General features: G+C 64.8%; 22 protein-coding genes. 14 read left to right on the forward strand and 8 right to left on the reverse strand.

Features of this window, described 5'->3' with window-relative positions; translation table 11 throughout:
- Positions 1-147: 147 nt before the first annotated feature.
- The 5 genes from MTX35_RS14265 to rpsF form a co-directional block, all read right to left on the reverse strand.
- A complete protein-coding gene (locus MTX35_RS14265; RefSeq protein ID WP_243595613.1) occupies positions 148-2427 on the reverse strand; it encodes a bifunctional SulP family inorganic anion transporter/carbonic anhydrase in 2280 nt (759 codons plus the stop codon).
- 233 nt (positions 2428-2660) lie between these two features.
- Entirely contained in the window at positions 2661-3116 is a 456-nt protein-coding gene (gene rplI, locus MTX35_RS14270; RefSeq protein ID WP_027495081.1) for a 50S ribosomal protein L9, read from the reverse strand.
- Between the two features lie 15 nt (positions 3117-3131).
- Entirely contained in the window at positions 3132-3374 is a 243-nt protein-coding gene (gene rpsR, locus MTX35_RS14275) for a 30S ribosomal protein S18 (protein ID WP_027495080.1), read from the reverse strand.
- A gap of 42 nt (positions 3375-3416) precedes the next feature.
- Positions 3417-3968 carry a single-stranded DNA-binding protein gene (locus MTX35_RS14280; RefSeq protein ID WP_037195207.1) on the reverse strand — a complete coding sequence of 184 codons (552 nt, stop codon included), beginning with the start codon at positions 3966-3968 and terminating at the stop codon, positions 3417-3419.
- 57 nt (positions 3969-4025) lie between these two features.
- Positions 4026-4313, reverse strand: a complete 288-nt coding sequence (gene rpsF / locus MTX35_RS14285) for a 30S ribosomal protein S6 (RefSeq protein WP_008711385.1) — start codon at positions 4311-4313, stop codon at positions 4026-4028.
- A 161-nt stretch (positions 4314-4474) separates the two neighbouring features.
- On the opposite strand from rpsF, the gene MTX35_RS14290 reads away from it, so the two are divergent.
- The 5 genes from MTX35_RS14290 (at position 4475) to MTX35_RS26295 (ending at position 9306) form a co-directional block, all read left to right on the forward strand.
- Entirely contained in the window at positions 4475-5878 is a 1404-nt protein-coding gene (locus MTX35_RS14290) for a glycosyltransferase family 87 protein (RefSeq protein WP_243595614.1), read from the forward strand.
- 21 nt (positions 5879-5899) lie between these two features.
- Positions 5900-6598 (forward strand): response regulator, encoded by a 699-nt coding sequence (locus MTX35_RS14295; protein ID WP_243595615.1) that lies wholly within the window; start codon positions 5900-5902, stop codon positions 6596-6598.
- The gene (locus MTX35_RS14300) at positions 6598-7779 is read left to right on the forward strand and encodes a sensor histidine kinase (protein WP_243595616.1); all 1182 of its coding nucleotides are present in this window, start codon (positions 6598-6600) and stop codon (positions 7777-7779) included. The genes MTX35_RS14295 and MTX35_RS14300 overlap by 1 nt, the downstream gene beginning before the upstream one ends.
- Positions 7776-8813, forward strand: a complete 1038-nt coding sequence (locus tag MTX35_RS14305) for a hypothetical protein (RefSeq protein WP_243595617.1) — start codon at positions 7776-7778, stop codon at positions 8811-8813. Before MTX35_RS14300 ends, MTX35_RS14305 begins: the two co-directional genes overlap by 4 nt.
- Before the next feature lie 127 nt (positions 8814-8940).
- A complete protein-coding gene (locus MTX35_RS26295; RefSeq protein ID WP_374230300.1) occupies positions 8941-9306 on the forward strand; it encodes a response regulator transcription factor in 366 nt (121 codons plus the stop codon).
- A 9-nt stretch (positions 9307-9315) separates the two neighbouring features.
- Here MTX35_RS26295 and MTX35_RS14315 read toward each other — a convergent pair whose 3' ends face one another.
- Together MTX35_RS14315 and MTX35_RS14320 are read right to left on the reverse strand one after the other, a co-directional pair.
- Positions 9316-10413, reverse strand: coding sequence for a DUF475 domain-containing protein (locus MTX35_RS14315; protein ID WP_243595618.1), 1098 nt, complete (start codon positions 10411-10413; stop codon positions 9316-9318).
- A gap of 92 nt (positions 10414-10505) precedes the next feature.
- Positions 10506-11081 (reverse strand): TerD family protein, encoded by a 576-nt coding sequence (locus MTX35_RS14320; protein ID WP_243595619.1) that lies wholly within the window; start codon positions 11079-11081, stop codon positions 10506-10508.
- A gap of 220 nt (positions 11082-11301) precedes the next feature.
- Here MTX35_RS14320 and MTX35_RS14325 point away from each other — a divergent pair, with 220 nt between their 5' ends.
- From MTX35_RS14325 to MTX35_RS14365, 9 genes are all read left to right on the forward strand, one after another.
- On the forward strand, positions 11302-12387 hold the full coding sequence (locus tag MTX35_RS14325; RefSeq protein WP_243595732.1) for a hypothetical protein: 1086 nt from the start codon (positions 11302-11304) through the stop codon (positions 12385-12387).
- 23 nt (positions 12388-12410) lie between these two features.
- Positions 12411-13559: an HpcH/HpaI aldolase/citrate lyase family protein gene (locus MTX35_RS14330; protein ID WP_243595620.1), complete on the forward strand. Its 1149-nt coding sequence runs from the start codon at positions 12411-12413 to the stop codon at positions 13557-13559.
- Positions 13556-15889, forward strand: a complete 2334-nt coding sequence (locus MTX35_RS14335; protein ID WP_243595621.1) for a phosphoribosyltransferase — start codon at positions 13556-13558, stop codon at positions 15887-15889. The genes MTX35_RS14330 and MTX35_RS14335 overlap by 4 nt, the downstream gene beginning before the upstream one ends.
- On the forward strand, positions 15886-16689 hold the full coding sequence (locus tag MTX35_RS14340; protein ID WP_243595622.1) for an HAD family hydrolase: 804 nt from the start codon (positions 15886-15888) through the stop codon (positions 16687-16689). The genes MTX35_RS14335 and MTX35_RS14340 overlap by 4 nt, the downstream gene beginning before the upstream one ends.
- 39 nt (positions 16690-16728) lie before the next feature.
- Positions 16729-18111 (forward strand): hypothetical protein, encoded by a 1383-nt coding sequence (locus MTX35_RS14345; protein ID WP_243595740.1) that lies wholly within the window; start codon positions 16729-16731, stop codon positions 18109-18111.
- Between the two features lie 38 nt (positions 18112-18149).
- Positions 18150-18860 carry an ESX secretion-associated protein EspG gene (locus MTX35_RS14350; RefSeq protein WP_279395965.1) on the forward strand — a complete coding sequence of 237 codons (711 nt, stop codon included), beginning with the start codon at positions 18150-18152 and terminating at the stop codon, positions 18858-18860.
- Positions 18861-18944: 84 nt separating this feature from the next.
- Entirely contained in the window at positions 18945-19544 is a 600-nt protein-coding gene (locus tag MTX35_RS14355) for a DUF2975 domain-containing protein (RefSeq protein WP_243595623.1), read from the forward strand.
- The gene (locus MTX35_RS14360) at positions 19544-19771 is read left to right on the forward strand and encodes a helix-turn-helix transcriptional regulator (protein WP_243595624.1); all 228 of its coding nucleotides are present in this window, start codon (positions 19544-19546) and stop codon (positions 19769-19771) included. The genes MTX35_RS14355 and MTX35_RS14360 overlap by 1 nt, the downstream gene beginning before the upstream one ends.
- An 84-nt stretch (positions 19772-19855) precedes the next feature.
- The gene (locus tag MTX35_RS14365) at positions 19856-21097 is read left to right on the forward strand and encodes a TerD family protein (protein ID WP_243595625.1); all 1242 of its coding nucleotides are present in this window, start codon (positions 19856-19858) and stop codon (positions 21095-21097) included.
- On the opposite strand, the gene MTX35_RS14370 is transcribed toward MTX35_RS14365, so the two are convergent.
- Positions 21072-22625: a glycosyltransferase family 87 protein gene (locus tag MTX35_RS14370; RefSeq protein WP_374230301.1), complete on the reverse strand. Its 1554-nt coding sequence runs from the start codon at positions 22623-22625 to the stop codon at positions 21072-21074. The two genes, MTX35_RS14365 and MTX35_RS14370, sit on opposite strands and share 26 nt — an antisense overlap.
- Positions 22626-22628 lie beyond the last annotated feature (3 nt).

Here is a 22628-nt window from a genome sequence, read left to right on the forward strand (position 1 = left end):
CGTGTTGAGTAAATACGAGGTGAACCAGAAGGTGAACCAGGTCACACCGACTGGGATTGCTCACAGAAACAGACCACCCTCCCGTTTCGACGAGAGGGGCCCGATTCCAACTGTGGAATCGGGCCCCTCGTACGACGCGCTCGGACGTCAGGCGTCACTCTTCTGCGGGCAAGCCGCAGGGTCCAGAACAGTGACCTCCTGGGTACCTATCTGGAGCACTCGTGCCGTCGGAATGTCGAAGAACAGTCCGGTGATTCGCAGCCGTCCCTCCGCGTTGGCTCGGCCAACGACCCGATGACGCGTGAGCGTCTGCAATTGCAACGCCACGTTCACCATGGCGAGTTGATCCGCCTCACCGAAGCCGAGTTCCGCCGCCTGGCGACCCACCACGTGCCCGCTGCGGTACGCGTCGAGGCTTGCCATCCCGTACCCCAACCACTCCGCGACGGACGCGTCTGCGGCGTTCTCCGGCCCGTTCAGCACCGCCTTCATGGCACCGCAGCCCGAGTGGCCACACACCACCACCGACGAGGTGCCCAGTTGATCGACACCGAACGCCAGTGCCGCCTCCACCGAACAATCCTGCCCCTGAGCGGGAACGAGGTTGCCCATGTTTCGGACGGTGAACAAATCTCCTGGACCGCTGCTGGTGATCGTGTTCGGCATGACTCGCGAGTCCACACAGCACAGGAAGAGGGTGTCCGGATCCTGGTTGTCGGTCAGACCCTCGAGGTGCGGACGGATGTTGGGGGCATGCGTGCGGTGGTACTCCGCCACCCCGCTCAATACCGGCCGCAGCGCAGCAGGCGAATCCTCCTGCGCCACATCGCCCTTGAGCTGCCAGGCGCGCCATGGCGCCAACGAGCTGCGTACCGTCGCGGATCCGCGCTTGGGCGGACCCTCGGCGGCAGCCGCCATCGAGGCAGTTCCCACCTCTTCGACCTTCACTGTGCCGCCGCCGAGTTCGTGCTGACGCATCCACTCGTTCAGGGCGTCGTGCACGGCGTGATCGAGGAAGTCCACCCCCAGGTGCACGGTGACGGCGGTGCCTGCGGGAACGGTGGACAGCACGTGTGTCAATCGAGGGAGCGCGAGGAAGCTCAACGAACCCTCGGTGGTGACGCGCCAGGTGCCGTCGACCGTTTCTTCCGCACGTACCTTGGCCCACACCACGCGGCGCAGCACGAGGATGATCGACAGCGCCAAACCGATGAGTACGCCCTCGAGCAGGTTGAGCGCCACCACTCCGATGACCGTGACCGCGTAGACCGCGATGTCCCCGGTCTTGTTCGCAATCTTGATGTCCGCCAACTTGATCAGCTGAACGCCGATCATCACCAGCAACCCGGCAAGTGCCGCGAACGGCACCAATTCGACGATCGAGATGAACAGCACCGAGAAGATCAGAATCCACACGCCGTGCAGAATCGCCGACGCACGAGACTTGGCACCGACCTTGACGTTGGTCGCACTGCGCACGATGACGCCGGTGATCGGCAGGCCGCCGATGGCACCGGAGGCCATGTTTCCTGCGCCCTGAGCCATCAACTCCCGATCGAAGTTGGTGCGCTCACCGCTGTGCATCTTGTCGACGGCAACTGCGGAGAGCAGACTCTCGACACTGGCGATCAACGCGATCGTGATGACGCCGGTCGCGAAAGCGCTCCACTGCCCGTCGGGCATGATCGGGAAGCTCAGCGATTCGATCAGGTTGCCGGGCAGTTCGATTCGTTCGACATCGAGCGAGAAGAAGATCGAGACCGCGGTCGCGGTGACCACTGCGACGAGCGCCGCCGGCACCTTCGTCACCTTCGCCATCATGCCCGACACTCCAGCCAATCGCGGCCAGACGAACATCAGCACGACGACGATTCCGCCGACGACGATCGACGGCCACTGCCCGTTCGCGACGGAGGTGGGGATGGCCAGGAGGTTCCGCACGGCAGAACTCTCGGACTCGCCTCCGAGCAGCACGTGAATCTGCTGCAGCGCAATGGTGATGCCGATTCCGGCAAGCATGGCATGCACCACCACGGGCGAGATGGCCAGTGCGCTGCGCGCGATCCGACTCATACCCAGCAGGACTTGCACCGCTCCGGCCAGAACCGTGATGGCACACGTTACGCCCCAACCGAATTGGTTGACCAGCTCGGCAACCACAACGGTCAGGCCGGCTGCCGGACCACTCACCTGCAGCGGGGATCCACCGAGTATGCCGGCGAGAATTCCACCGACCACGGCGGCAATGAGGCCCGCCATGATCGGCGCACCGGATGCGACGGCGATTCCGATCGAAAGTGGTACTGCAACAAGGAAAACGACCAGCGAGGCGGGTACGTCGTATTTCAGGATCGACCCGACGCGAGACTGCGGCTCGGGTCGGGTCTCGGGACTGGGTTCGGAATCGGGTTCCACGGTCGTGGTCACGGCAGCGTTCCTCCGGGCGTCTAGGCGTCAGGTCGGGTGGATCCAGGTGGTGATGACTTTCGATGTCGCCCCACCCAAAGAATACGCAAAGCCTTGCTTACGAACGTCCGAGGAGAGATGCTTCACAAATCGGAACCCATTGCGGCAGTTGATCTTTGTGAGATGACACGAAAAAGCCCCACGAACCGAGGTTCGTGGGGCTTTGTTCGACCGAAACGGGCCGAAAGCTGAAATCAGCTTCCGACGACCTCCAGCTTGAACTTGGCGGTCACGTCGGGGTGCAGGTTCACGACGATGTCGTGCTTACCCGTGCTCTTGACGTGAGCCTTCGGCAGATCGATGCTGCGCTTGTCGACGACCGGGCCACCGGCAGCCTTGAGAGCAGAAGCGACGTCCGACGCGGTGACCGAGCCGAACAGCTTGCCCGAGTCGCCAGCGGTCTTCACGGACAGCGTGACGGACTCGAGGCCTTCGATGGCCTGCTTGAGCTCGTTGGCGTGCTCGAGGCCGCGGACGGCACGAGCTTCCTGAGCGCGGCGGATGCCGTCGACCTGCTTCTGAGCTCCACGGGTGGCCTGAATGGCCAGTCCGCGGGGCAGCAGGAAGTTACGGCCGTAGCCGTCCTTGACCTCTACGGTGTCGCCAGGCGCACCGAGGTTGTCCACATCAGCGGTGAGGATCAGTTTCATACCAATCGCCCCTTTCTATCGAGCCGTCGCGGCGTAAGGCAGCAGGGCTACCTCACGCGAGTTCTTCACGGCAACGGCCACGTCACGCTGATGCTGGACGCAGTTGCCGGTGACACGGCGAGCGCGGATCTTTCCGCGATCGCTGACGTACTTACGCAGCAACGTCGTGTCCTTGTAATCGATCGCCGTGTTCTTTTCCTTGCAGAAGGAACACGCCTTCTTCTTGAGCACCTTGTCGCGCAATGGCGGTTTGGGCATGGGTCTTTCTCCGTTACATCTGGTTGTTCTCGATCGAAGGATCTAGAACGGTGGCTCTTCGTCTCCGCCACGTCCGCCGAAGGAGCCCGACGCCGCCGGGGCACTGCCCCAGGGATCGTCTCCACCGGAACCGGAGTTGGACGAGGAGTTCGAGCGGCCGCCGCCCGATCCGCCGGAGGAACCGGAGCCGGAGCCGGAGTTGAAGCCGCCTCCGCCGCCACCTCCACCGCGGTTGGCCTTGTTGACCTTTGCGGTGGCGTAGCGAAGTGAAGGTCCGATCTCGTCGACTTCGAGCTCGACGACTGTCCGCTTCTCACCTTCACGCGTCTCGTACGAGCGCTGCCGCAGCCGTCCACTCACGATCACTCGCGAGCCTCGGGTCAAGCTCTCGGCAACGTTCTCCGCTGCCTCGCGCCAGATGTTGCAGCGCATGAAGAGCGCGTCGCCGTCTTTCCATTCGTTCGTCTGACGATCGAATGTGCGCGGGGTGGATGCAACCGTGAAGTTGGCAACAGCCGCACCGGCGGGGGTGAATCGAAGTTCTGGATCAGCCGTCAAGTTTCCGATGACGGTGATGACGGTCTCGCCTGCCATGGTTCCTCTTTCAGTAGTAAGCGTTGTAGATGCCAGCCTAGAGGCGGGCAACGACAATTACTTGCCCTGTCGCAGGACCTTCGTGCGCAGAACGGACTCGTTGAGTCCGAGCTGACGATCCAGCTCGCTGACGGTGGCAGGCTCGGCGTTGAGATTCACAACGGCGTAGATGCCCTCGGCGTGCTTGAGGATTTCGTAGGCCAGACGACGCTTGCCCCACACATCGACCTTGTCGACGGTGCCGCCATCCTTGCGAACGACGTTGAGGAACGTATCGAGCGACGGAGCGACAGTGCGCTCGTCCAGATTGGGGTCGAGAATGACCATCAATTCGTAATGACGCATAAGACCTCATCACCTCCTGTGGACTAGTGAAAACGGCCACGGACTATCCGTGGCAGGAGGGTCGTTGCGTCAGCAACCCCTCGAAGATACACGACAGGGCCCTGACCTGCTAATTCGCGTCGGGCACACGGTCCGGCGTTCGCGCGTCATACTCTTGCACCATGCGATCCGGGGTCCGCGCCAATCCGATGACGGTCGTCGTGGTCGTCGCGATGGCTGCGGTGGGATTGATTCTGGGGTACCTGAACAAGGCCCGATGCGCGGTCGCACCGTTCGACGAGTCCGGTCGCAGCACGGTGTTCGACGCCATCAAGGATTCCTCGGTCTGCTACTCCGACATCCAATTCCTGTGGCTCGGTCGAGACATCGACAACCACATCTTCCCGTACATCCACGGAGCCATCAACAGCGACGGAATCCTCACCGGCGGGACGGTGGAGTACCCCGTCCTCAGTGGATTGCTGATGTGGCTCGGTGCCATTCCCGCGCACACAGACGCGCAATTCCTGTTGACCTCGGCGTTGATCCTCGCGCCGTTCGGGCTTCTCACCGCCTGGATGCTCGGTCGGATGGCCGGCTGGTCCGCGCTGCTGTGGTCGATCGGCCCGCCCTTGGTGATGTACGCCTTCCACAATTGGGAGCTACCTGTCGTGGCCGCGGCCGTCGGCGCGATCTTCGTCATGACGCTGCCGATGTCGCTGCGACGCAGAGCAATTCTCGCGTCTGTGCTGCTGGCGATCGGCTTCTGTCTCAAGCTCTATCCCGGTGCATTCGTGTTGCCGTTGATCGCGTACGTGGTCACCGGCGGCGTCAACGGGCGCGAATCGGCCGACACCGTTCGGGGTCGCTGGGACATTCGCGGCGGCCTGATGGTCGCGGGTGCCGCGATCGGCACGGTCGTGGCGGTGAATCTGCCGTTCGCAGTGCTCGGTTACGAGGGGTGGCGTGCGTCGTTCACGTTCCAGTCGCTGCGGCAGGCAGACCTGACGACCAACTCCATCTGGTACTGGGGACTGCGCCACTTCTACATCAGCGACCAGATGACTCCCGATGCATACGCCGAGGCCGAGGCCTCCTTCCAGGATGTGGTCGACGTCGCGTCGCCGCTGCTGGTGTTCGCCGCGTTCGCTCTTGCGCTGTGGCTCGGATGGCGTCGCGCAAAAGTCGTCGGCACGTACCCGTGGGTCGCGGTGAGCGGATCGATGCTGTGCGGGTTCATGCTGCTGCACAAGGTGCACTCACCGCAGTACACGCTGTGGCTGCTGCCCTTCCTGGTGCTGCTTCGGGTCCCGTGGGGACTCGTCGCGGCCTATCTTCTTGTCGATCTGTCCATGGGAATCGGCGTCTTCAAGTACTTCGCCGCGTTGGCCTCGGGTGCCGATGCCAACGACGAGGAGTTCTTCGTTCTCGTCGGAGTGTGGGGACGAGCGCTACTGCTGGTCGTGTTGTTCGTGTTGTTCATCCGAACGGGCCCGCGGGTTCCTTCGATCGGCGAAACCGACCACAGGTCCGTAACATCTCGCCGACCGACAGCGACATCGCTGACAACATCATCGGGGCAGTAGGGCGCAGAGCGGGGCGAGGACATGACGCAGGTGTCGCAATCGCAGGGTAACGACGAGCATCCGACCACCGCGGTACGACGCGTCGGCCTGGTCGAGGACCACGAATCGGTCGCGCTCGGACTCAAGGCCATGCTCGCGGACGAACCGGACCTCGACCTGGTGTCGATCGCCACCACCGTGGCGGAGTTGCTCGCCCAGCAGCAGGCACTCGATCTGGTGGTCCTCGATCTTCGTCTGGGTGACGGGTCGTCGCCCCGCTCGAATGTGGAGCAACTGCACGCCGCCGGTGCGCGCGTACTGGTGTACACCGGTGCCGAGAACGCATTTCTCGTTCGCTCGGCAGCCCGTGCAGGCGTACTCGGTGTGGTGCGAAAGTCCGCACCTGCGGCCGCGATCGTGTCCGCCATCAGGCGCGCAGCGAGTGGAGGGCAGGTCGTCACGACGGACTGGGCTGCCGCGATCGACGGGGATCCGCAACTTCCCGACGTCGGCCTGAGCCCCCGCCAACGCGAGGTACTCGCCCTCTACGCGTCGGGTGAGAAAGCCGGACGCGTTGCCCGCCTGGCCGGCCTGTCCGAACAGACGGTCAACGATTACCTGGTGCGTATCCGCAACAAATACGCCGAGGCCGGGCGTCCGGCACCGACGAAGACCGATCTGTACAAGCGAGCGGTCGAGGACGGGTGGCTCCCGATGCCCGAACTACCTCCGCAGGACTGATGCACGGTCCGAGCGCCGAGGAACGCCTCGCGCGCTACATGGCCCGCTTCGCCAGTGCCGGTGCATTCGCCTACCTGGCCTTGCTTGCGCCGCAGATTCTGTCGCAGTTCGGTCGCCTGCAGCCTTGGTACACGCCACTGTTCGTGTGTGCGATCTTCGGCCCCGCGCTCGGGCTGTCGTTCGCGTCGTTTCGATGGAGCATGCGACGCATCCGGACACTCGTCACCGCGATGGCAGTCGCATACCTGAGCGGTCAGGTGCTGTGGCTTCCCGCCTTCGATGGACCGCTGCTCGAACTGACCGAATCTGCCTGGATCGCAGTGTTTCCCGGCCTCATCTCGGTCACCACGGCAATCGCATGGTCGAATCGCGCAATCTTCACGTACCTGGTTCTCGTCGCGTCGTTCGGACAGGTTGTCAACTACTACAGCCGAGTCGACCATGGCAACGTTCCACTGTTCTCGGACATCGTCTTCGGCGTCATGTTCTGTGGGCTCTTCACTGTCACAGTCACTTTGGTGGTGCGCACCGGTCGCCTGCTGGACACGACGCGAGTTGCCGCCGAGTATCAGGCCGCAACTGCGGCAGCGAGTGCCGCGAGATCGGTGGAGCGAGAACGGTTCGACGCCCTGATCCACGACGACGTCATGTCGACGCTGCTCTCGGCCGCGCGCGCGGGAAACAGTCCGGCGCTGACCGCGCAATCGAGTACGGCATCGGCCCGGCTGGACCGATTGCGGTCCGGCATCGCCTCGACCGAACGCGTCGGACCCGAGAGTTTCCTCGCCTACCTCCGCTCGGCGCTGTCCGAAGTCGACGACCACGTCGTCATAGATGCCGGCACCGCCGCTGTATCCGTGGACACGACGGTGCCGATGGACGCGGTGCGCGCTCTGTCGGCGAGCGCCGCCGAGGCACTGCGCAACAGCGTGCGCCACGCGGGTGACCGTGCCGAGCGCGAGGTGCACGTTCGCGTCGCCACCGATTCGGTGCGCATCGACGTCCGCGACGACGGATGCGGCTTCGATCCCGGGTCCGTCGCACCGCACCGGCTCGGGCTTGCTGTCAGCATCCGCGGGCGCATGCGTCAAGTGCCGGGCGGATCGGCCGAGGTGACGTCCGAGCCGGGGAGCGGTACCACGGTCACGCTGACCTACCGAGACCCGGGAGATACGACATGACCGACTCCTCCGACGGCGATCGCGACGTCCGGGCGTTTCTCGGGATGAACACCACCAGCGCATACGGCGTGGCCGCGACCTTCCTCGGAACTTACTCGCTGATGAACTTCACGGCGTCGGACGGCGTACACAGCGTCTGGGTGGTGCAGGCGGCGGTAATCCTGGTGTCGTTCGCAGCGTTCGCGCTGGTGGCCGTGCCGGGCGATCCACTCGGTGCAGGGTGGGCGGCGGCCATCAGCGCGGCGGCTCCGGTGGCCACCGCCGTCGTGCTGTCGCAGGTTCCGGTTCCGGTGGCGAACGGACTGCAGACGTGGCCGCTCAGTGCCGCGGTCGCCCTGTGCGGGTTCGTCACTGTGCGAGGACGAACCGCCCTCGGGTGGGCGGCGATGGTGGCCGTGGTCGCAGTGTGTGCCGTCTGGGCAGCGGCCACCGAACAGGGCGCGATGGCAGGCGTTGCCATGTCCGTCATCAGCTTCGCGCCTCTGGTGATGGCAACGTTCTTCGCGTTGACCTTTCGATCCACGGCCGCGGCGGTCTTCGAGCTCCGTGCCCAGTCTCGTCGCCGCGCCGCAGAGGATGCTGCGACGTCGGCCGGCCTCGAAGAGCGAGATCGCCAACTGGAGCAGTTGGACGTTCTCGCCCGGCCCCTGCTGGAGAAGATCGCGAGCGGGTCCGTCCTCGATACCGCGGAGCGTCAGGCCTGCGGACTGCTCGAGGCCACTCTGCGGGATCGGCTGCGTGCACCCGGACTGATGACCGACGACGTCGCCGCGCAAGCGCGGGCCGCTCGGGCACGGGGAGTACAGGTGGTTTTGCTCGACGACGGCGGGCTCGCTGTGGTTCATCCCACAATTTCGGAGCGGGTGAGCGCTGCCGTGTCCGATGCCCTGAGAGGTGCGGTCGGCGGAGTGGTAACCGCTCGGATACTGCCACCCGGCCGAGCGAAGGTCGCATCCATACTGGTCAGCGACTCGAGCGAGGACGTACGAATCGAGGTCGATGCCGACGGTCGACAGTCTGTCGTAGCCCCGTGACACGCTCACGAAACGGTTGACGTTTCAATGCCCCTGAAAATCAGGGCAGAAAAGCCGTGCTTTACCTGTGAGAATCGCTCATGTTGGTTTAGTTGGTCTCAACTCACTTCGGCGTTCGGGAGATTCGATGTCTGCACTACTGGAACCCTTGCCCCACGCGAACGACTCGGCCGTCCCGGCACCGCTGCGTACTCGCGGGTCCATGAGTCTGGTCCCGCCCCCTGTGCAGCTGCACCCCGTGTCTGCCGCCGCGAGCCCTTTTCCGCCTCGACCGGATCTGACGAGCCGGGAGATCGAGGTGTTGCTCTGCTGGATCAGGCATGACTCCAAGACCGAGGTGGCGAAAACACTGTTTCTCTCGCTCGGCACCGTCAATACCCATCTCACCCGAATTCGGGCCAAGTACACCTCGGTCGGGCGACCGGCACCCACCAAAGCCGGGTTGGTCGCGCGAGCCCTGCAGGACGGGCTCGTCGACATCTCGGAGCTGTGAGCCCGTCCGTCAGACGCTGACTGCGGTCTCGACGCCCTCGTTCTCCAGCCGCTTGTTGCGTCGGATGCTGCTCAGCAGGGCGGCTCCGATGAACAGGATCCCCACGAAGCCGGTGATCAGCTCGTTGATGTGCACACCGATCGAGACCAGAAGGATGATGGACAACGCACCGATCGCCCAGTGCGCACCGTGCTCGAGGTACACGTAGTCGGACAACGTTCCCTTGCGGACCAGGAACACCGTGATCGAACGGACGAACATCGCACCGATGAAGCCGAGGCCGAGCGCGATGATGATGGGGTCCGCGGTGATGGCGAAGGCACCGATGACACCGTCGAACGAGAAGGATGCGTCGAGCACCTCGAGGTAGAGGAACAGGAAGAATCCGGCCTTGCCCGTCGCCTTCGCCAGTTCGCTCGGTCCGTGCGAGGACTCCTCGCCCTCTTCTTCGACATGGAAGAGTTCACCGAGTCCGTTGACCGCGATGTAGGTGATCATGCCCAGCACGCCGGAGACCATGACGGTGGAGATCTTGTCGTCGTCGGCGAGGAATTCGGCGCTCAGGACCAGCAGCAGGCCTGCGACGACCACGGAGAGCTGGTCGAGGCGGCCGATGCGGGCGAGGGGCTTCTCGAGCCAGCTCAGCCAGGTGATCTCGCGGTCCTCGAAGATGAAGCCGAGGAAGAGCATCAGCAGGAACATTCCGCCGAATGCAGCGATCTGCGGGTGCGCGTCGGTGAGGAGCGTCTCGTAGCTGGGTGACCCGTCCGGGAAGGTCGCGGCACCGTCGGCGGGCGGGTTGAGCGCCAGATCGATGGCGGCGACCGGACCGAGACCCGACGCAGCCCAGACGATGACCAGTGGGAACAGCAGCCGCATGCCGAATACGGCGATGATGATGCCGATGGTGAGGAAGATCTTCTGCCAGAACTCGCTCATGCGTCGCAGCACGGTGGCATTGATGACGGCATTGTCGAAGGACAGCGACACCTCGAGTACACCGAGGATGAGGACGAGGATCATCGCCTCGATCCCGCCGTACAGGAAAGCCACGATGACGGACACGATGGTGACCGCGATCGACCATCCGAAGATCTTGACAACCACTGGCGTGGCCTTTCTCGAGACTGAAGACGGAAAAACCCCCGCCCATCATGAATGACGAGGCGGGGGTACTCCCAATCTTGAGAGGGCCTTTACTACACGTTTACTCCGAAATCGCGAGCGATTCCTGCGAGTCCGGAGGCGTAGCCCTGACCGACCGCGCGGAACTTCCACTCCGCGCCGTTGCGGTACAGCTCACCGAAGACCATAGCGGTCTCGGTGGAGGCATCCTCGCTGAGGTCGTAGCGAGCGAGCTCGGAATTGTCGGCCTGGTTCACCACGCGGATGAAGGCGTTGCGCACCTGTCCGAACGACTGCGAGCGTGCGTCCGCGTCGTAGATCGAGACGGGGAAGACGATGGTCTCGATCTCCGGCGGCACCGCGGCGAGATCGACCTTGATCTGCTCGTCGTCGCCTTCGCCCTCACCCGTGGTGTTGTCTCCGGTGTGCTCGATCGAGCCGTCGGGAGACTTCAGGTTGTTGAAGAACACGAAATGCCCGTCGCTCAGGGCCTTCTTCGTCGAGTTCAGAGCGATGGCGCTGGCGTCGAGGTCGAAGTCGGTGCCGGTCGTCGTGCGGATGTCCCATCCGAGTCCGACCACGACCGCGGTCAGGTTCGGAGCTGCCTTGGTGAGCGAGACATTGCCACCCTTGCTGAGGCTGACGCCCATGGAGAGGTCCTTTCGCAATTGGTTTCCCGTTACGGGTTCAACCGTAGTGGGAATGTCCGGTTCTTGGACGTACTCTGCCAACGAGTCCGACATCGCCAGGGTTCCCGTCAGTACTATCGAGCAGGTGACAAGTCGCTGGCCTGGGGTGTTCCGCCGAGGTGCCGAATCGGACGCCGCCGCGCGTCGTTCCCAGGACAACGCTGTCGCCGCTTTCCTCGATATGGACAAGCGCCAGTCCATCGCCTCGGCAGGCGTCGAGGCCACCACCGCTCTGCGGCCGCAGGATCGACTCGCCGGCCGATGGGCCGACACCGAGAAGCAATGTTTCGACGCTGGAGCCGCGTATCTCGCCGCCGTCGATCAGTTCGACGGAATCACCACGGCCGCTGCCAGATCGGCATTCGACCGCGCGACCGCGCTGCTGTACGACGCGAGCGCGGCCGTGGATCGGTTCTACGACGCCCATCGAGCCACCCTCGAGCAAGCGTCCGCTCAGTTCGCAGCTACCCCGCGTCTGGTCCAGGACGCACTGGCCGAGGCCGACGCAGCTCGATCCACAGTCGACGAACAGTTTGTCGCGTATCCATCGCTTCGCCAGGCATGGCGCGAACTCGATTCGGCAACAACGCAATTGCAGGCCGATCAGCGTGACCCTCTGCGCGCCCGAGAGCACGCGGCCCTCGTCCGCGACCGGGCTGCCGAACTGCGTGCGGCCGTCGAGTCTGCACCGGGACGTCTCCAGGAAGCCCGAACGGCGCTGGCGTCGGTGCGCACCCGAATGGAAGCCGTACGAACGAGATCCGAGGGCATCGCTCCCGCTTTCTCGAGCTTGCTCCGCGAGTTCAACGCCAAGAGCTCGGCAGACCTGTCACGAAACGAACGGTCGAGTGCGCGCCACATCGAGCAGGCGGACGAGGATCTGCGCGCGGCGAGGTCTGCACTCGACGCAGGCAATCCGGAGCAGTCGCTGGATCTGGTCACTCAGGCTCGCCAACACCTGAGCGATGCCGAACAACTCGTCGACGCTGTCACCGACCGCGTGCATCTCCTCAGAGCGGTCAAGGCGGATCCGAAGGAGACCGAGAACAAAGTGCGGTTCAAACTTCGTGACGCTCAACAACTCGCGATCAATCGCGGTCTGGTTGCCGAATGGGGCTCGGTGTTGGATGCTCAGCTCGCCCGGATCGACAGGGCGAGCACCGCGCTGACGGGTACCCACCCCGACTACTGGTCATACCTGCAGGATCTGGATACCATTTCGGACTTCATCGCAGGCGTTATCGACCGCATGCGCAACTCGCACTGATCACATTCACACGAAGGACAGTGGTGCAACACTTTCGCCATCTCGACGCAGACACCCGTGAACGAGTGTTCTTCATGCAGCCCGAAGACATCGAGACGAGCGACGGAAACAGCCTCGTGGCAACAGCTCTCGGGGCAACGCTGTATATTCCGGCGACACGCCCCGACCTGACTGCGACGGTGAACAAACGCACCGACGAGGGCGTGCGGTCCATCGTCATCGATCTCGAAGACGCTGTAGCGGACCATGATCTGGAAGAAGCACTGGCCAACACCGTGCGAACTCTCAACGAACTCTCGGGTTCGAGATCGCTGGTGTTCGTCCGGGCTCGCACCGCCGAGCACATCCGGAGCATCTGCGCCTCCCTCGACCACGGTGCCACCGGACTCGCCGGATTCGTCGTACCGAAGTTCACGGCCGCACGCGGAGCCGAGTTCCTCGACGAGATCGTCGCCGCGTCGCACGCACACGGCACGCGCCTGTTCGCCATGCCCGTTCTCGAATCACCGGAGGTTGTGCACCGGGAGACACGTGACTCGGAACTGGTCGCCATTCGTGAACTCCTCGGCCGCTACCGCGAGATCGTGCTGGCCGTGCGCATCGGTGCCACCGACATGTGCGGCACATTCGGTATCCGCCGCGACCGCGACCTGACGATCTACGACGTCCGCGTCGTCGCCGATGTCATCAGCGCCATCGTCAACCACCTGGGCCGGTACGACGGGTCCGGATTCGTCATCAGCGGACCCGTGTGGGAGTACTTCGCAGACCACGAGCGCATGTTCCGTCCCCTGCTGCGACAGACGCCGTTCGTCGACCAAGAGGCTGTGCGCTTCCGCCAGCAGCTGGTCAGCAGCGACCTCGACGCCCTGCTGCGCGAGGTGGCCCTCGACCGAGCCAACGGCATCCAGGGAAAGACCGTCATTCATCCCTCGCACGTGCCTGCTGTGCATGCGCTGTCCGCGGTGACGCACGAGGAGTATCACGACGCACTCGACATTCTCTCCTCGGACCAGGGTGGCGTGCAGGCGTCCGGCTACCGCAACAAGATGAACGAGCTGGGTCCGCACCGTAATTGGGCGAAGCAGACGGTGTTGCGATCCAAGGCATTCGGAGTCACCAACGAAGGAATCACGTTCGTGGACCTGCTGACCGCATTGGCACAGCGATGAACGCGAACCCGGCTGACGGGATTGCTCTGACCGACACCGGTTCGTCCTCGTCGTGGACGGCGACACAGTTGGTGCGGCCCGGTCTGCGGCGCAACCCCCGCCGCGCCCACCTGTTGGTCTCGACCGTGCTCGGCAAACACATACCCGTGGATCCGGACGTCGTCATCGCGGCCGGCAGCGAACTGGCCGCCCTGGTGCGCACCGCGGTCGAGGGTGCCGATGTCGACGTTCTCGGATTCGCCGAAACCGCAACGGGATTGGGCCACACGGTCGCGACTGCTCTGGGCGCGCACTGCTACCTGCACTCGACGCGTCGAACCGTTCCCGGCATGACCGTGCACGGGGAGTTCGAGGAGGGCCATTCGCACGCCACCGACCACCTGCTGATGCCCACCTCGGCCGATCTCCTCGCCGGCGACCTGCCGTTGATTCTCGTCGACGACGAGATCTCGACCGGAGCGACCGCACTGGACGCGCTGCGGCAGATTCACTCCTCGGCCGAGCGCACGCACTACGTCATCGCGTCCTTGGTCGACATGCGCACCGACGAGCATCTGGCGGCAGCTGCCGCGGTGGCAACAGAACTCGGCGTTCGGATCGACAACGTGAGCCTGGCCCAGGGGTCGGTGGACCTGGAGCCGGGTCTGGTGGAGACGGTGCTCGCCCTGCCCGACCCGGTATTCAATCCCATTGCTACACAGTCCGGTACGGTGCGCCGCGTCGACGCCCAATGGCCGTCGACCTTGCCCGACGGCGGACGCCACGGATTCCTCCGGTCCGACACGACGGGCTTCGACTCTGCGATCGATGTTCTCGCAGGCAGCGTCGATGCCTCGCTCCCCGAAGCAGGATCGGTGGTCGTCATCGGCCACGAAGAGCTCATGTACCTGCCGCTCCGACTGGCGGCGGCGCTGCAGAAGCGGGGACACCGTGCGCTGTTCCAGACCACGACACGATCGCCCGCATACGTACTCGACATGGAGGGTTATCCGCTGCGCCGCGGCTTCGAATTCGCTGCGCCCGAGGACGAATCGGGACTGCGCTATCTCTACAACGCGTCCGCCCCACACGACGCCACGCTGGTGCTCGTGGCCGACGCCCCCGCAGACACCGAGAACCTCACGGCGGCAGCCCGGACCCTTGCTGCGTCGGGCATCGACGTACTCCTGGTGGTCGTGACGGGGGCCGATCCGGTGGCGCTCGAGATGGCTCGGCGGGCACGTCCGCTCCGCGGACCCGAATTCGGTTCGTACGCAGCGGAAGAAGTCACCTGGTTACTCAAGGACCTTTCGTCCGTCTCACTCGAAGCAGGAATCGAGGAGCGGGAGAAGCGTATCCAGGCCGGTGAGGCACATTATGCAGAGACGCTCCCGGTCGAATATCAACCCGACCTCGCCTACCGCGAACTGTTCGAGAAGGTACTGCAGGAGAGCGCGTCTCGGCTGGCGGTCGCCGTGGGAACCGTCACCGAGGTCGTGCTGGCCGAGCGCGGACGCGGGATCGTCCTCGCGTCCCTGGCTCGAGCAGGCACACCCGTCGGTATCCTGATGCGCCGCTGGGCATTCGCGGCGCACGGCATCGAGATTCCGCACTATGCGGTGTCGATCGTGCGCGATCGGGGCATCGACGCCGTGGCACTGCGCTACCTCGCAGAGCATCACGACTCACGCTCGGTGGTGTTCGTCGACGGCTGGACCGGCAAGGGTGCGATCGCCCGCGAACTCACCGCTGCATTACGGGATTTTCCCGGGGCCGAGTTCGACGACGATCTGGCCGTGCTCGCCGATCCGGGCAACTGCGCTCGCACCTACGGGACCAGAGACGACTTCCTCATCGCGTCGGCCTGCCTCAATTCGACCGTATCGGGATTGGTATCGCGAACAGTGCTCAACGACAGCCTGATTCGTCCCGGAGACTTCCACGGTGCCAAGTACTACGCGGATCTCGCACCCGACGACGTCTCGCGTCACCTGCTCGACACCGTCGCTGCGCGATTCGACGATGTCCGCGACGAGGTCGCCGCCTCGGTGACCGCCGTGCTCGCCTCCGACCGCACCCCCACCTGGTCGGGATGGGCGTCGGTCGAGAGGGTCCGCGCGGAGTACGGAATCTCGCACGTCAATTTCGTCAAACCCGGAGTCGGCGAGACCACGCGGGTGCTGCTGCGCCGAGTCCCGTGGCGGGTGCTGGTGCGGGATGCCGAAGCGCCCGAGCACGAACACATTCGGATGCTCGCCGCGGCCAGGGGAGTGCCGGTGGACGTGGTTCCCGATCTCGCGTACTCGTGCATGGGGCTGATCAAGAACGTCTCGAGCGGAGAGGCGTCGTGAGTGCCCTCGTCGCTGTGGATCTCGATCGCACGATGATCTTCTCCGAGGGCGCACTCGGTGTGCCCCTGGACGATACGTTCGAGTGCGTGGAGATGTACGAGGGAAAACCACTGTCGTACATGAGCTCTCGCTCGATGTCTTTGCTTCGGGAGTTGAGCGAGACCATGGTCGTGGTACCGACCACCACGCGAACCATCGAACAGTTTCAGCGGATCGCGCTGCCCGGTGCACCCTGGCGGTACGCCATCACCAGCAACGGCGGCAACATCCTGGTCGACGGTACGCCCGACTCGAGCTGGCGCAACGGGTTCGAGCTGGATCTGGCGGGCATCGGGGCAGAGTTGAGATCGAGGGTCTCCGAGGACTGGGTACTCAAGTACCGCGAGGCCGACGGCCTCTTCTGCTACCTGGTGGTGAACACGGCCGCCGTGCCCGACGGGTTCGTCGCAGAGTGGTCGCAGTGGTGCGCCGCTCGCGACTGGAACGTCTCACAGCAGGGTCGCAAGATCTACACGATGCCGAACGCGGTGTGCAAGAGCTCCGCGGTGGCCGAGGTTCGTTCCAGGCTCGTTCAGGACGGCACGCTCGACGCCGATGCCCGAGTCTTCGCCGCAGGTGACGGCGCACTCGACGCCGAGATGCTCATCGCTGCCGACGCCGCGATCCGTCCGCGGCACGGCGAACTCGAGTTGCTGGGTTTCGCCCGCCCCGGGCTCACGGTCACCGACTCCTCCGGCGTCCGGGCCAGCGAGGAAATTCTCGAGTGGCTACGGAACCGAACTGCCGTGCGCCGCGTCTAACTGGTCGTCGGGGAGACAGACGCAGGGCAAGGGGTGGGCATGACGGATCCGTACGAGGAACTCGCAGCAACGATCGACAACATCGTCAGCAGTACGTTCGTGACGCCGGTGGGTCCCGAATTTCTCGACTCCGTTCTGGACGCGGCATTCGAGAAGGCGAACGTGGCCCTCGACTACCGCGGCGAGTTCGAGCCGACCGAAGTGGTCATCACCGAGGCGTTCGAGGTGATGCCGCACGAGGAGATCGTGGCCATGGTCGGATCGCTGGGCACAACCACCATCGTGAACTCGTCCAAGAACTGGAACGACTTGTCCGCTGCCGCAACCACCGGATCCGACGGCTTTCGTTCCGGCATCGAGGCGGCCATGACGTCGGGCTGGTCGGGACCGACGGCCGATGCCGTCCGCGGCGGTGTGGGCAACTACGTTTCGTCCGCGACCGCGCTGTCCACCTCGATGAGCTTGATCAGCAACAAATTGCTCGAGGCGCACTCCGGTTTCACGCAGACACAGTCGAGGATGCCACCGGTGGTTGCGGCCGGAAGCAGCATCATGATCGATGCCCTTCTCCCCGTTCCCTTCGCCGCCAAGGAAGCCGTGTCGGCCCGAGAGGAGCAGCAGGAAGAAGCACGCCGAATCATGCGCTCGGTCTACGTACCAGGGGTGCTGCAGTCCGATTCCCAGGTCCCGGTGCTGCCTGCCGCACACAATCCCGTCGCCGACGGTGGCGTGTCCACCGGCAGCTGGGGACTCGGCAATTCCGCCGGGGGCGGAGGTGGGGGCATCGGGTCGACCTCGCCCGGCGGCTCCGGTACCGAGGGCGGGGCTGATTCGGTAGCGCAGACGCAGGCCGGTGGCGCGGAGGCTGCCGGGGCGGGTCGTACCGATTCTGCTGCATCGGAGCAGCCCGGGTCCGGTGGTTCGGGTTCGCTGCCTCCGGCCGACAACTCCGGTGAAACGCGTGCCGCATCTGCCGCGCCCGGATCTGCGGGCGGCGGTGTGAGTTCCGGAGCAGGGTCCGGCGGCTACGGCGGAACAGGGCACGGTGGCAGCGGCTTCGGAGGGTCCACTGGTTCGGGCTACGGCGGCGGTGCGGGATACGGAGGCGGTTCCGGCGGAGGTTCCGGTGCCGGGTCGGGTTACGGCGGCTCGGTTCTCGGCTCTCCGATCGGCGGCGGGACGGGCGGCGGCGGTGCGGGCAGCAACGGGGCGGGCGGTCCGGGCGGCGCAGCTGCGGCGTCGGCCGGCCGCGCGGGAGCGCACGGCATGCCGGGAATGGGTGCCATGGGCGGAGCGGGCGCGCGCGGAGCCGGCGACAACGACGGCGAGCACGCCACTCCCGGTTACCTCGTCGACGTGAGCAACGGCAGCGAACTGATCGGTGACCTGCCCCTGGTCGCACCGCCGGTACTGGGCGGCTGACAATGACGAGTTGGACCTTGCAAGGCATCGACTTCATGATGCTCTGTAGCCGCTACGGACGAGACCGACTGCCGTACCCTCTGGCGGTGACCATGGACGTCGACACCGTGGACGAACTGCGACAACTGCGACAAGAGGCGTCGGCGAGGATCGACGCGCTGATGAACGACGAGCTCAGCACAGCCGTACGGACCATCGTGGAACCGATCGTCCGAGTCGAATGCCGTAGTGACACAACCGATTCCCCGCACACCGGCCTACGCGCGCACGCAGCGATACGGCACGATGTGGCCGCTGTGCTCACTCAGCAACCGGGGCCCGACGCCTCCTGCGGCGGTTCCGTCACGATCGAGTTGACGAGCCCTACCCGCGCACCGGCCCGAGTCCTCGGATCGCTACCGGCCGACGTCGCTGGGCGCCGACCGGCTGCCAGACTCGAACACGTCAGGGGCGCAACCACGTCGGGTGGGTCCCACCTGTCCACCGCAACACGAGGGGCGACCGCGGACGAGCAATTCCGATCGTTCTTCGACCGACCGCGGTCGGCAGTGGGCGAAATCATCGTCGCGCGCGGGACGACCTACGACAACCGACGCGATACGGACGCCGTCTCGTTCTTCTGGATGGACTTCGAGCAGGACGGCCGCTACCTCGTCCGCTCCGCAGAGTCGATCGACATCGTGCCTGCCGATACCGCTGGGCTGGCATCGGAGATCGGACGGCATGTGGCGATCGCGCTGAGGCGGTGATGGCGGCCGGCCCTTGACACCGTATCGATTTTCGATAGGTTATCGATATTCGTTATTATCGACTATCGATATGGAGGCGGCGGAATGGCATACGGACTGGGCTCGGCACGAGCCAACACATGGGCAATGGCGTTCTACGCGGCTGCAGCAATGGTGTGGTCGGGGAGGAGGTTGTGGGAATACCACTCCTCGGACTACGTCAGCGCCGCCGTCACGCCTCGGGAGGGCTCTCCAACGCTCGACCTGTACGGCGGACAGTTGCAGCCGGGCAACGCCATCGAGCTCAGTGTCGCCAAAAGCGACGTCCAGCGACTCATCGGCATGATCGACTTCATGAGGTACGGCGAGATCGTGGCCGGCGGAATCCTCATCCTGGTGGGGATATTCTTCGCGTACCGATTCTTCGACAATGTCATCAAGGAAACCCCGTTCAGCACCCGTGCCAGCATCGACCTGGCCGTGGTTGCCGCCTGCCTGGTGCTGTACCCGGTCATCACCGGAGCACTTCGAGTGATGAGTACGAATGCTGTTCAGGGCGCGCTCGAGACGACCGAGCTCACCGATACTGCACGGAGCCTCGGCGCGTTCTGGCTGGCCGTGATCGTCGCGATCGTCCTGCAGTTCGTCTACGCGGTTCTCCGGCAGGGCACCAAGCTCGCTCGCGATGCCGAGGGCCTGGTCTGATGGCCGAAGAGTTCGTCGACCACCTTGTCGTCTGCCATCTGGGCGAGATTCTCGACGCCCGCGGCATGACGCTCGCCGAACTCTCCCGTCTCGCGGGAGTCAGCGTCGTCAATCTGTCGGTGCTCAAGAACGACCGCGCCAAGGCCATCCGATTCTCGACGCTCACCGCCGTCTGCCGCGTTCTCGGCTGCACACCCGGCGACCTGTTCACCCTGCGCCCGATCTGACGTCCGCTCGGCCACACCAGTCGGACAAATCGAACAAGTACATTGGATGACGGTAACCAGCACTACGAGAGAGAGTCCATCACATTGTCTGCTCCGGCCGGTCAACCGTTGTCCAAGGGTCAGAACGGCCCCCTCACCGTCGGTGACGTCGTCGTCTCCATCTCGCTGGCCGTACCCGCGGACCTGTCCGCGCTGATGGTCACCGACGCCGGAAAGGTGCGCACGGACGCCGATTTCGTGTTCTTCAACCAGCCCACCGGCCCTGGCGTCCGCCTCGAGCCCGGCCAGGGCGGACCGGCTCGGCTCGCCGTATCGCTCGCGTCGATTCCCACCGATATCGAGCAGATCCGCGCGGTCATCACCCTCGACGACGCGTCGAGCAACTTCGGTCGATCCGCCGCGCCCGTTGCACGCGTGAGCGACACGGCTGGAAATGTGTTGTACGAGTACACGATCGACGGCTTGAGCTCGGAGTCGATCGTGATCGCACTGGAGATCTACCGTCGTCAGGGTAGTTGGAAGGTCCGAGCCGTCGGGCAGGGCTACGCCGGCGGGTTCGCCGCGCTGGTCACCGACCACGGTGTGTCCGTGGACGACGCACCCGCTGCCGCGCCGACACCTCCTCCCGCTCCCGCCACTCCACCGCCACCCGCTGCGCCGCCGGCACCCGCTGCGCCGCCGGCACCACCGGCCGCCCCGGTCCGCACCGAGGCTCCGGAAGTCAGCCTCACCAAGTCCAAGCCCGTCAGCCTCACGAAGGGTCAGAAGGTCACCCTCCGCAAGGACGGCGGGGTTGCTCTCACGGTCATCCGCATGGGCCTCGGGTGGGACCCGGTGACCACTCCGAAGAAGGGCGGATTCTTCGGTGGCGGCGGCCGAGCCGCGAACATCGACCTGGACGCGTCGGCGATCATGCTCGCCGACCGCAACGTCAACGATGTCGTCTACTACGGGCAGCTCAAGGCCAAGGACGGCTCGATCGTGCACCAGGGCGACAACCTCACCGGTGAGGGCGAGGGCGACGACGAGGTGATCGTGGTCGACCTGACGAGGGTGCCCAAGCACGTGACCGGCATCATCTTCACGGTCACGTCCTACCGCGGTCAGACGTTCGAGCAGGTCGCGAACGCATTCTGCCGTCTGGTGGACAACACCACCAACACCGAACTGGCCCGGTTCACCCTGCAGGGCGGCATGCCGTTCACCGGCCTGGTGATGGCGAAGGTGTACCGCCAGGGCAGTGAGTGGAAGCTCCAGGCCATCGGCGACGGCATCCAGGCCAAGCACGCCGGTGAAGCCGTCAAACAGCTCGGGCGCTATATGTGACCTTGCGGGTAGTTGTCGGTCGATCTGCAGCGCCGTCGAGCACGCCACCGAGCGGGTCGACGGCGCTGCCGTTTCGAATCAGATCCTCGGCCGGACGGTAGATCTGCCGAACGATCAACGCGCACAACCCGATCACGGCGACGTCGCGCACCACAACGGTCGCGGTGAACCACTGTTCGGGTAGACCCTTGTTCTCCACCCCCAGGTAGTAGTACATCCGCGGGAACCAGACGAACGCGTCGATCGCCATCCACGCCAACAGAATTCGGCGATGGGGCAGGGCCAGTACCGCCAGCGGAACCAACCACAGCGAATACTGCGGGCTCCACACCTTGTTGGTGAGCAGGAACCCGGCCACCACCAGAAACACCAACTGCGCGAGCCGCGGACGCGTCGGTGCCGTCGTGCCGATGTACGCGATCAGCGCACACACGATGGCGAACAACACGAGCGTCACGGCATTGAGAACCAAGGGCTTGTCGCCGGGGTAGAGGGGCCCGTCGAAACCGGTCCACCCGGTGAACGACGTGACGACGTTGTACAGCGAATCAGGGTCGGCTCCGCGTTCGGAATTGAGCCGGAAGAACTCGTACCATCCAGACGGATACAGCAGTGCGAGAGGCAGATTGACCGCCAACCAGGCCCCGATCGCGGAACATGCGGTGATGCCCCACTCGCGCATTTTTCCGGTGCGCCAGCACAGCACCAGCAGCGGACCGAGGAACAGCAGGGGATAGAGCTTGGTGGCACCGCCGAGACCGATCAGAATTCCGGCCAGAACCGGCCGCTTCTTGGCCCACGCCAGAAGCCCGGTGAGCGCGAAAGCCGTTGCGAGAGCGTCGAAATTTGTGAAGCCATGCACGATCACCAACGGTGAGGCCGCCACGAGGGCCGCATCCCAGATGCGGCGTCCGGCAGCTATCGCGGTGGCCCAGACGGTGACCAACCAGGCCACGGCCAGCCCGAGGGCGACCACGTTGAAATACACGACGACCGGCAGCGCTTGCGGCAGGAAACTCAGTGAGTTCCACACCTTTCCGACGACCATCGAGCCGTACTGGTACAGCCCCGCAAGCACCGGGTACTCCATGTACCGAATCTGGCTGGACCCGTCGGCCTTGGTTTCCTCCCAGGACTTCTTGTACGGGAACGCGCCTTGGTCGAGTCGCTCCGCGCCGTAGAGCGGCACGGTGTCGGAATAACACATCGCCACGTACTGCCGACTGCCGCTCCAGTCGAGTCCCAATTCACCGCCCGGCCCCACCGGGGCCTGCTGAATACATGCAGCCTTGGCGAACCAACCGAAGCAGAGGAAGACCACCGCCAGCAGCAGAACGACGCGTAGTGCGGTGAACCAGCGCTGCCGACCGATCAGCGCGTGCTTTCCGACCGGACCACCGATGACCGAGGACAGTTCCCCGGTCATCGGATCGGTGCGACTGGGCAGATCGCGGTCTGCGGCGTTCGCCGAGTCGAGGCGACCGGGGCTGGCCACGGCTCGACCCTTGCGGTCGGGTTCGGTCGTCACCGC

The organism is Rhodococcus sp. ARC_M12, assembly GCF_022810385.1.
GTDB classification, from domain to species: Bacteria; Actinomycetota; Actinomycetes; order Mycobacteriales; family Mycobacteriaceae; genus Rhodococcoides; species Rhodococcoides navarretei.

Coding starts and splice junctions, on each gene's coding strand:
- rpsF (WP_008711385.1), bottom strand. CDS start 4,313: ATGCGTCATTACGAATTGATGGTCATTCTCGACCCCAATCTGGACGAG.
- MTX35_RS14300 (WP_243595616.1), top strand. CDS start 6,598: ATGCACGGTCCGAGCGCCGAGGAACGCCTCGCGCGCTACATGGCCCGC.
- MTX35_RS14325 (WP_243595732.1), top strand. CDS start 11,302: ATGGACAAGCGCCAGTCCATCGCCTCGGCAGGCGTCGAGGCCACCACC.
- rpsR (WP_027495080.1), bottom strand. CDS start 3,374: ATGCCCAAACCGCCATTGCGCGACAAGGTGCTCAAGAAGAAGGCGTGT.
- rplI (WP_027495081.1), bottom strand. CDS start 3,116: ATGAAACTGATCCTCACCGCTGATGTGGACAACCTCGGTGCGCCTGGC.
- MTX35_RS14280 (WP_037195207.1), bottom strand. CDS start 3,968: ATGGCAGGCGAGACCGTCATCACCGTCATCGGAAACTTGACGGCTGAT.
- MTX35_RS14290 (WP_243595614.1), top strand. CDS start 4,475: ATGCGATCCGGGGTCCGCGCCAATCCGATGACGGTCGTCGTGGTCGTC.
- MTX35_RS14350 (WP_279395965.1), top strand. CDS start 18,150: ATGCTCTGTAGCCGCTACGGACGAGACCGACTGCCGTACCCTCTGGCG.
- MTX35_RS14335 (WP_243595621.1), top strand. CDS start 13,556: ATGAACGCGAACCCGGCTGACGGGATTGCTCTGACCGACACCGGTTCG.
- MTX35_RS14295 (WP_243595615.1), top strand. CDS start 5,900: ATGACGCAGGTGTCGCAATCGCAGGGTAACGACGAGCATCCGACCACC.
- MTX35_RS14360 (WP_243595624.1), top strand. CDS start 19,544: ATGGCCGAAGAGTTCGTCGACCACCTTGTCGTCTGCCATCTGGGCGAG.
- MTX35_RS14345 (WP_243595740.1), top strand. CDS start 16,729: ATGACGGATCCGTACGAGGAACTCGCAGCAACGATCGACAACATCGTC.
- MTX35_RS14305 (WP_243595617.1), top strand. CDS start 7,776: ATGACCGACTCCTCCGACGGCGATCGCGACGTCCGGGCGTTTCTCGGG.
- MTX35_RS14355 (WP_243595623.1), top strand. CDS start 18,945: ATGGCATACGGACTGGGCTCGGCACGAGCCAACACATGGGCAATGGCG.
- MTX35_RS26295 (WP_374230300.1), top strand. CDS start 8,941: ATGTCTGCACTACTGGAACCCTTGCCCCACGCGAACGACTCGGCCGTC.
- MTX35_RS14320 (WP_243595619.1), bottom strand. CDS start 11,081: ATGGGCGTCAGCCTCAGCAAGGGTGGCAATGTCTCGCTCACCAAGGCA.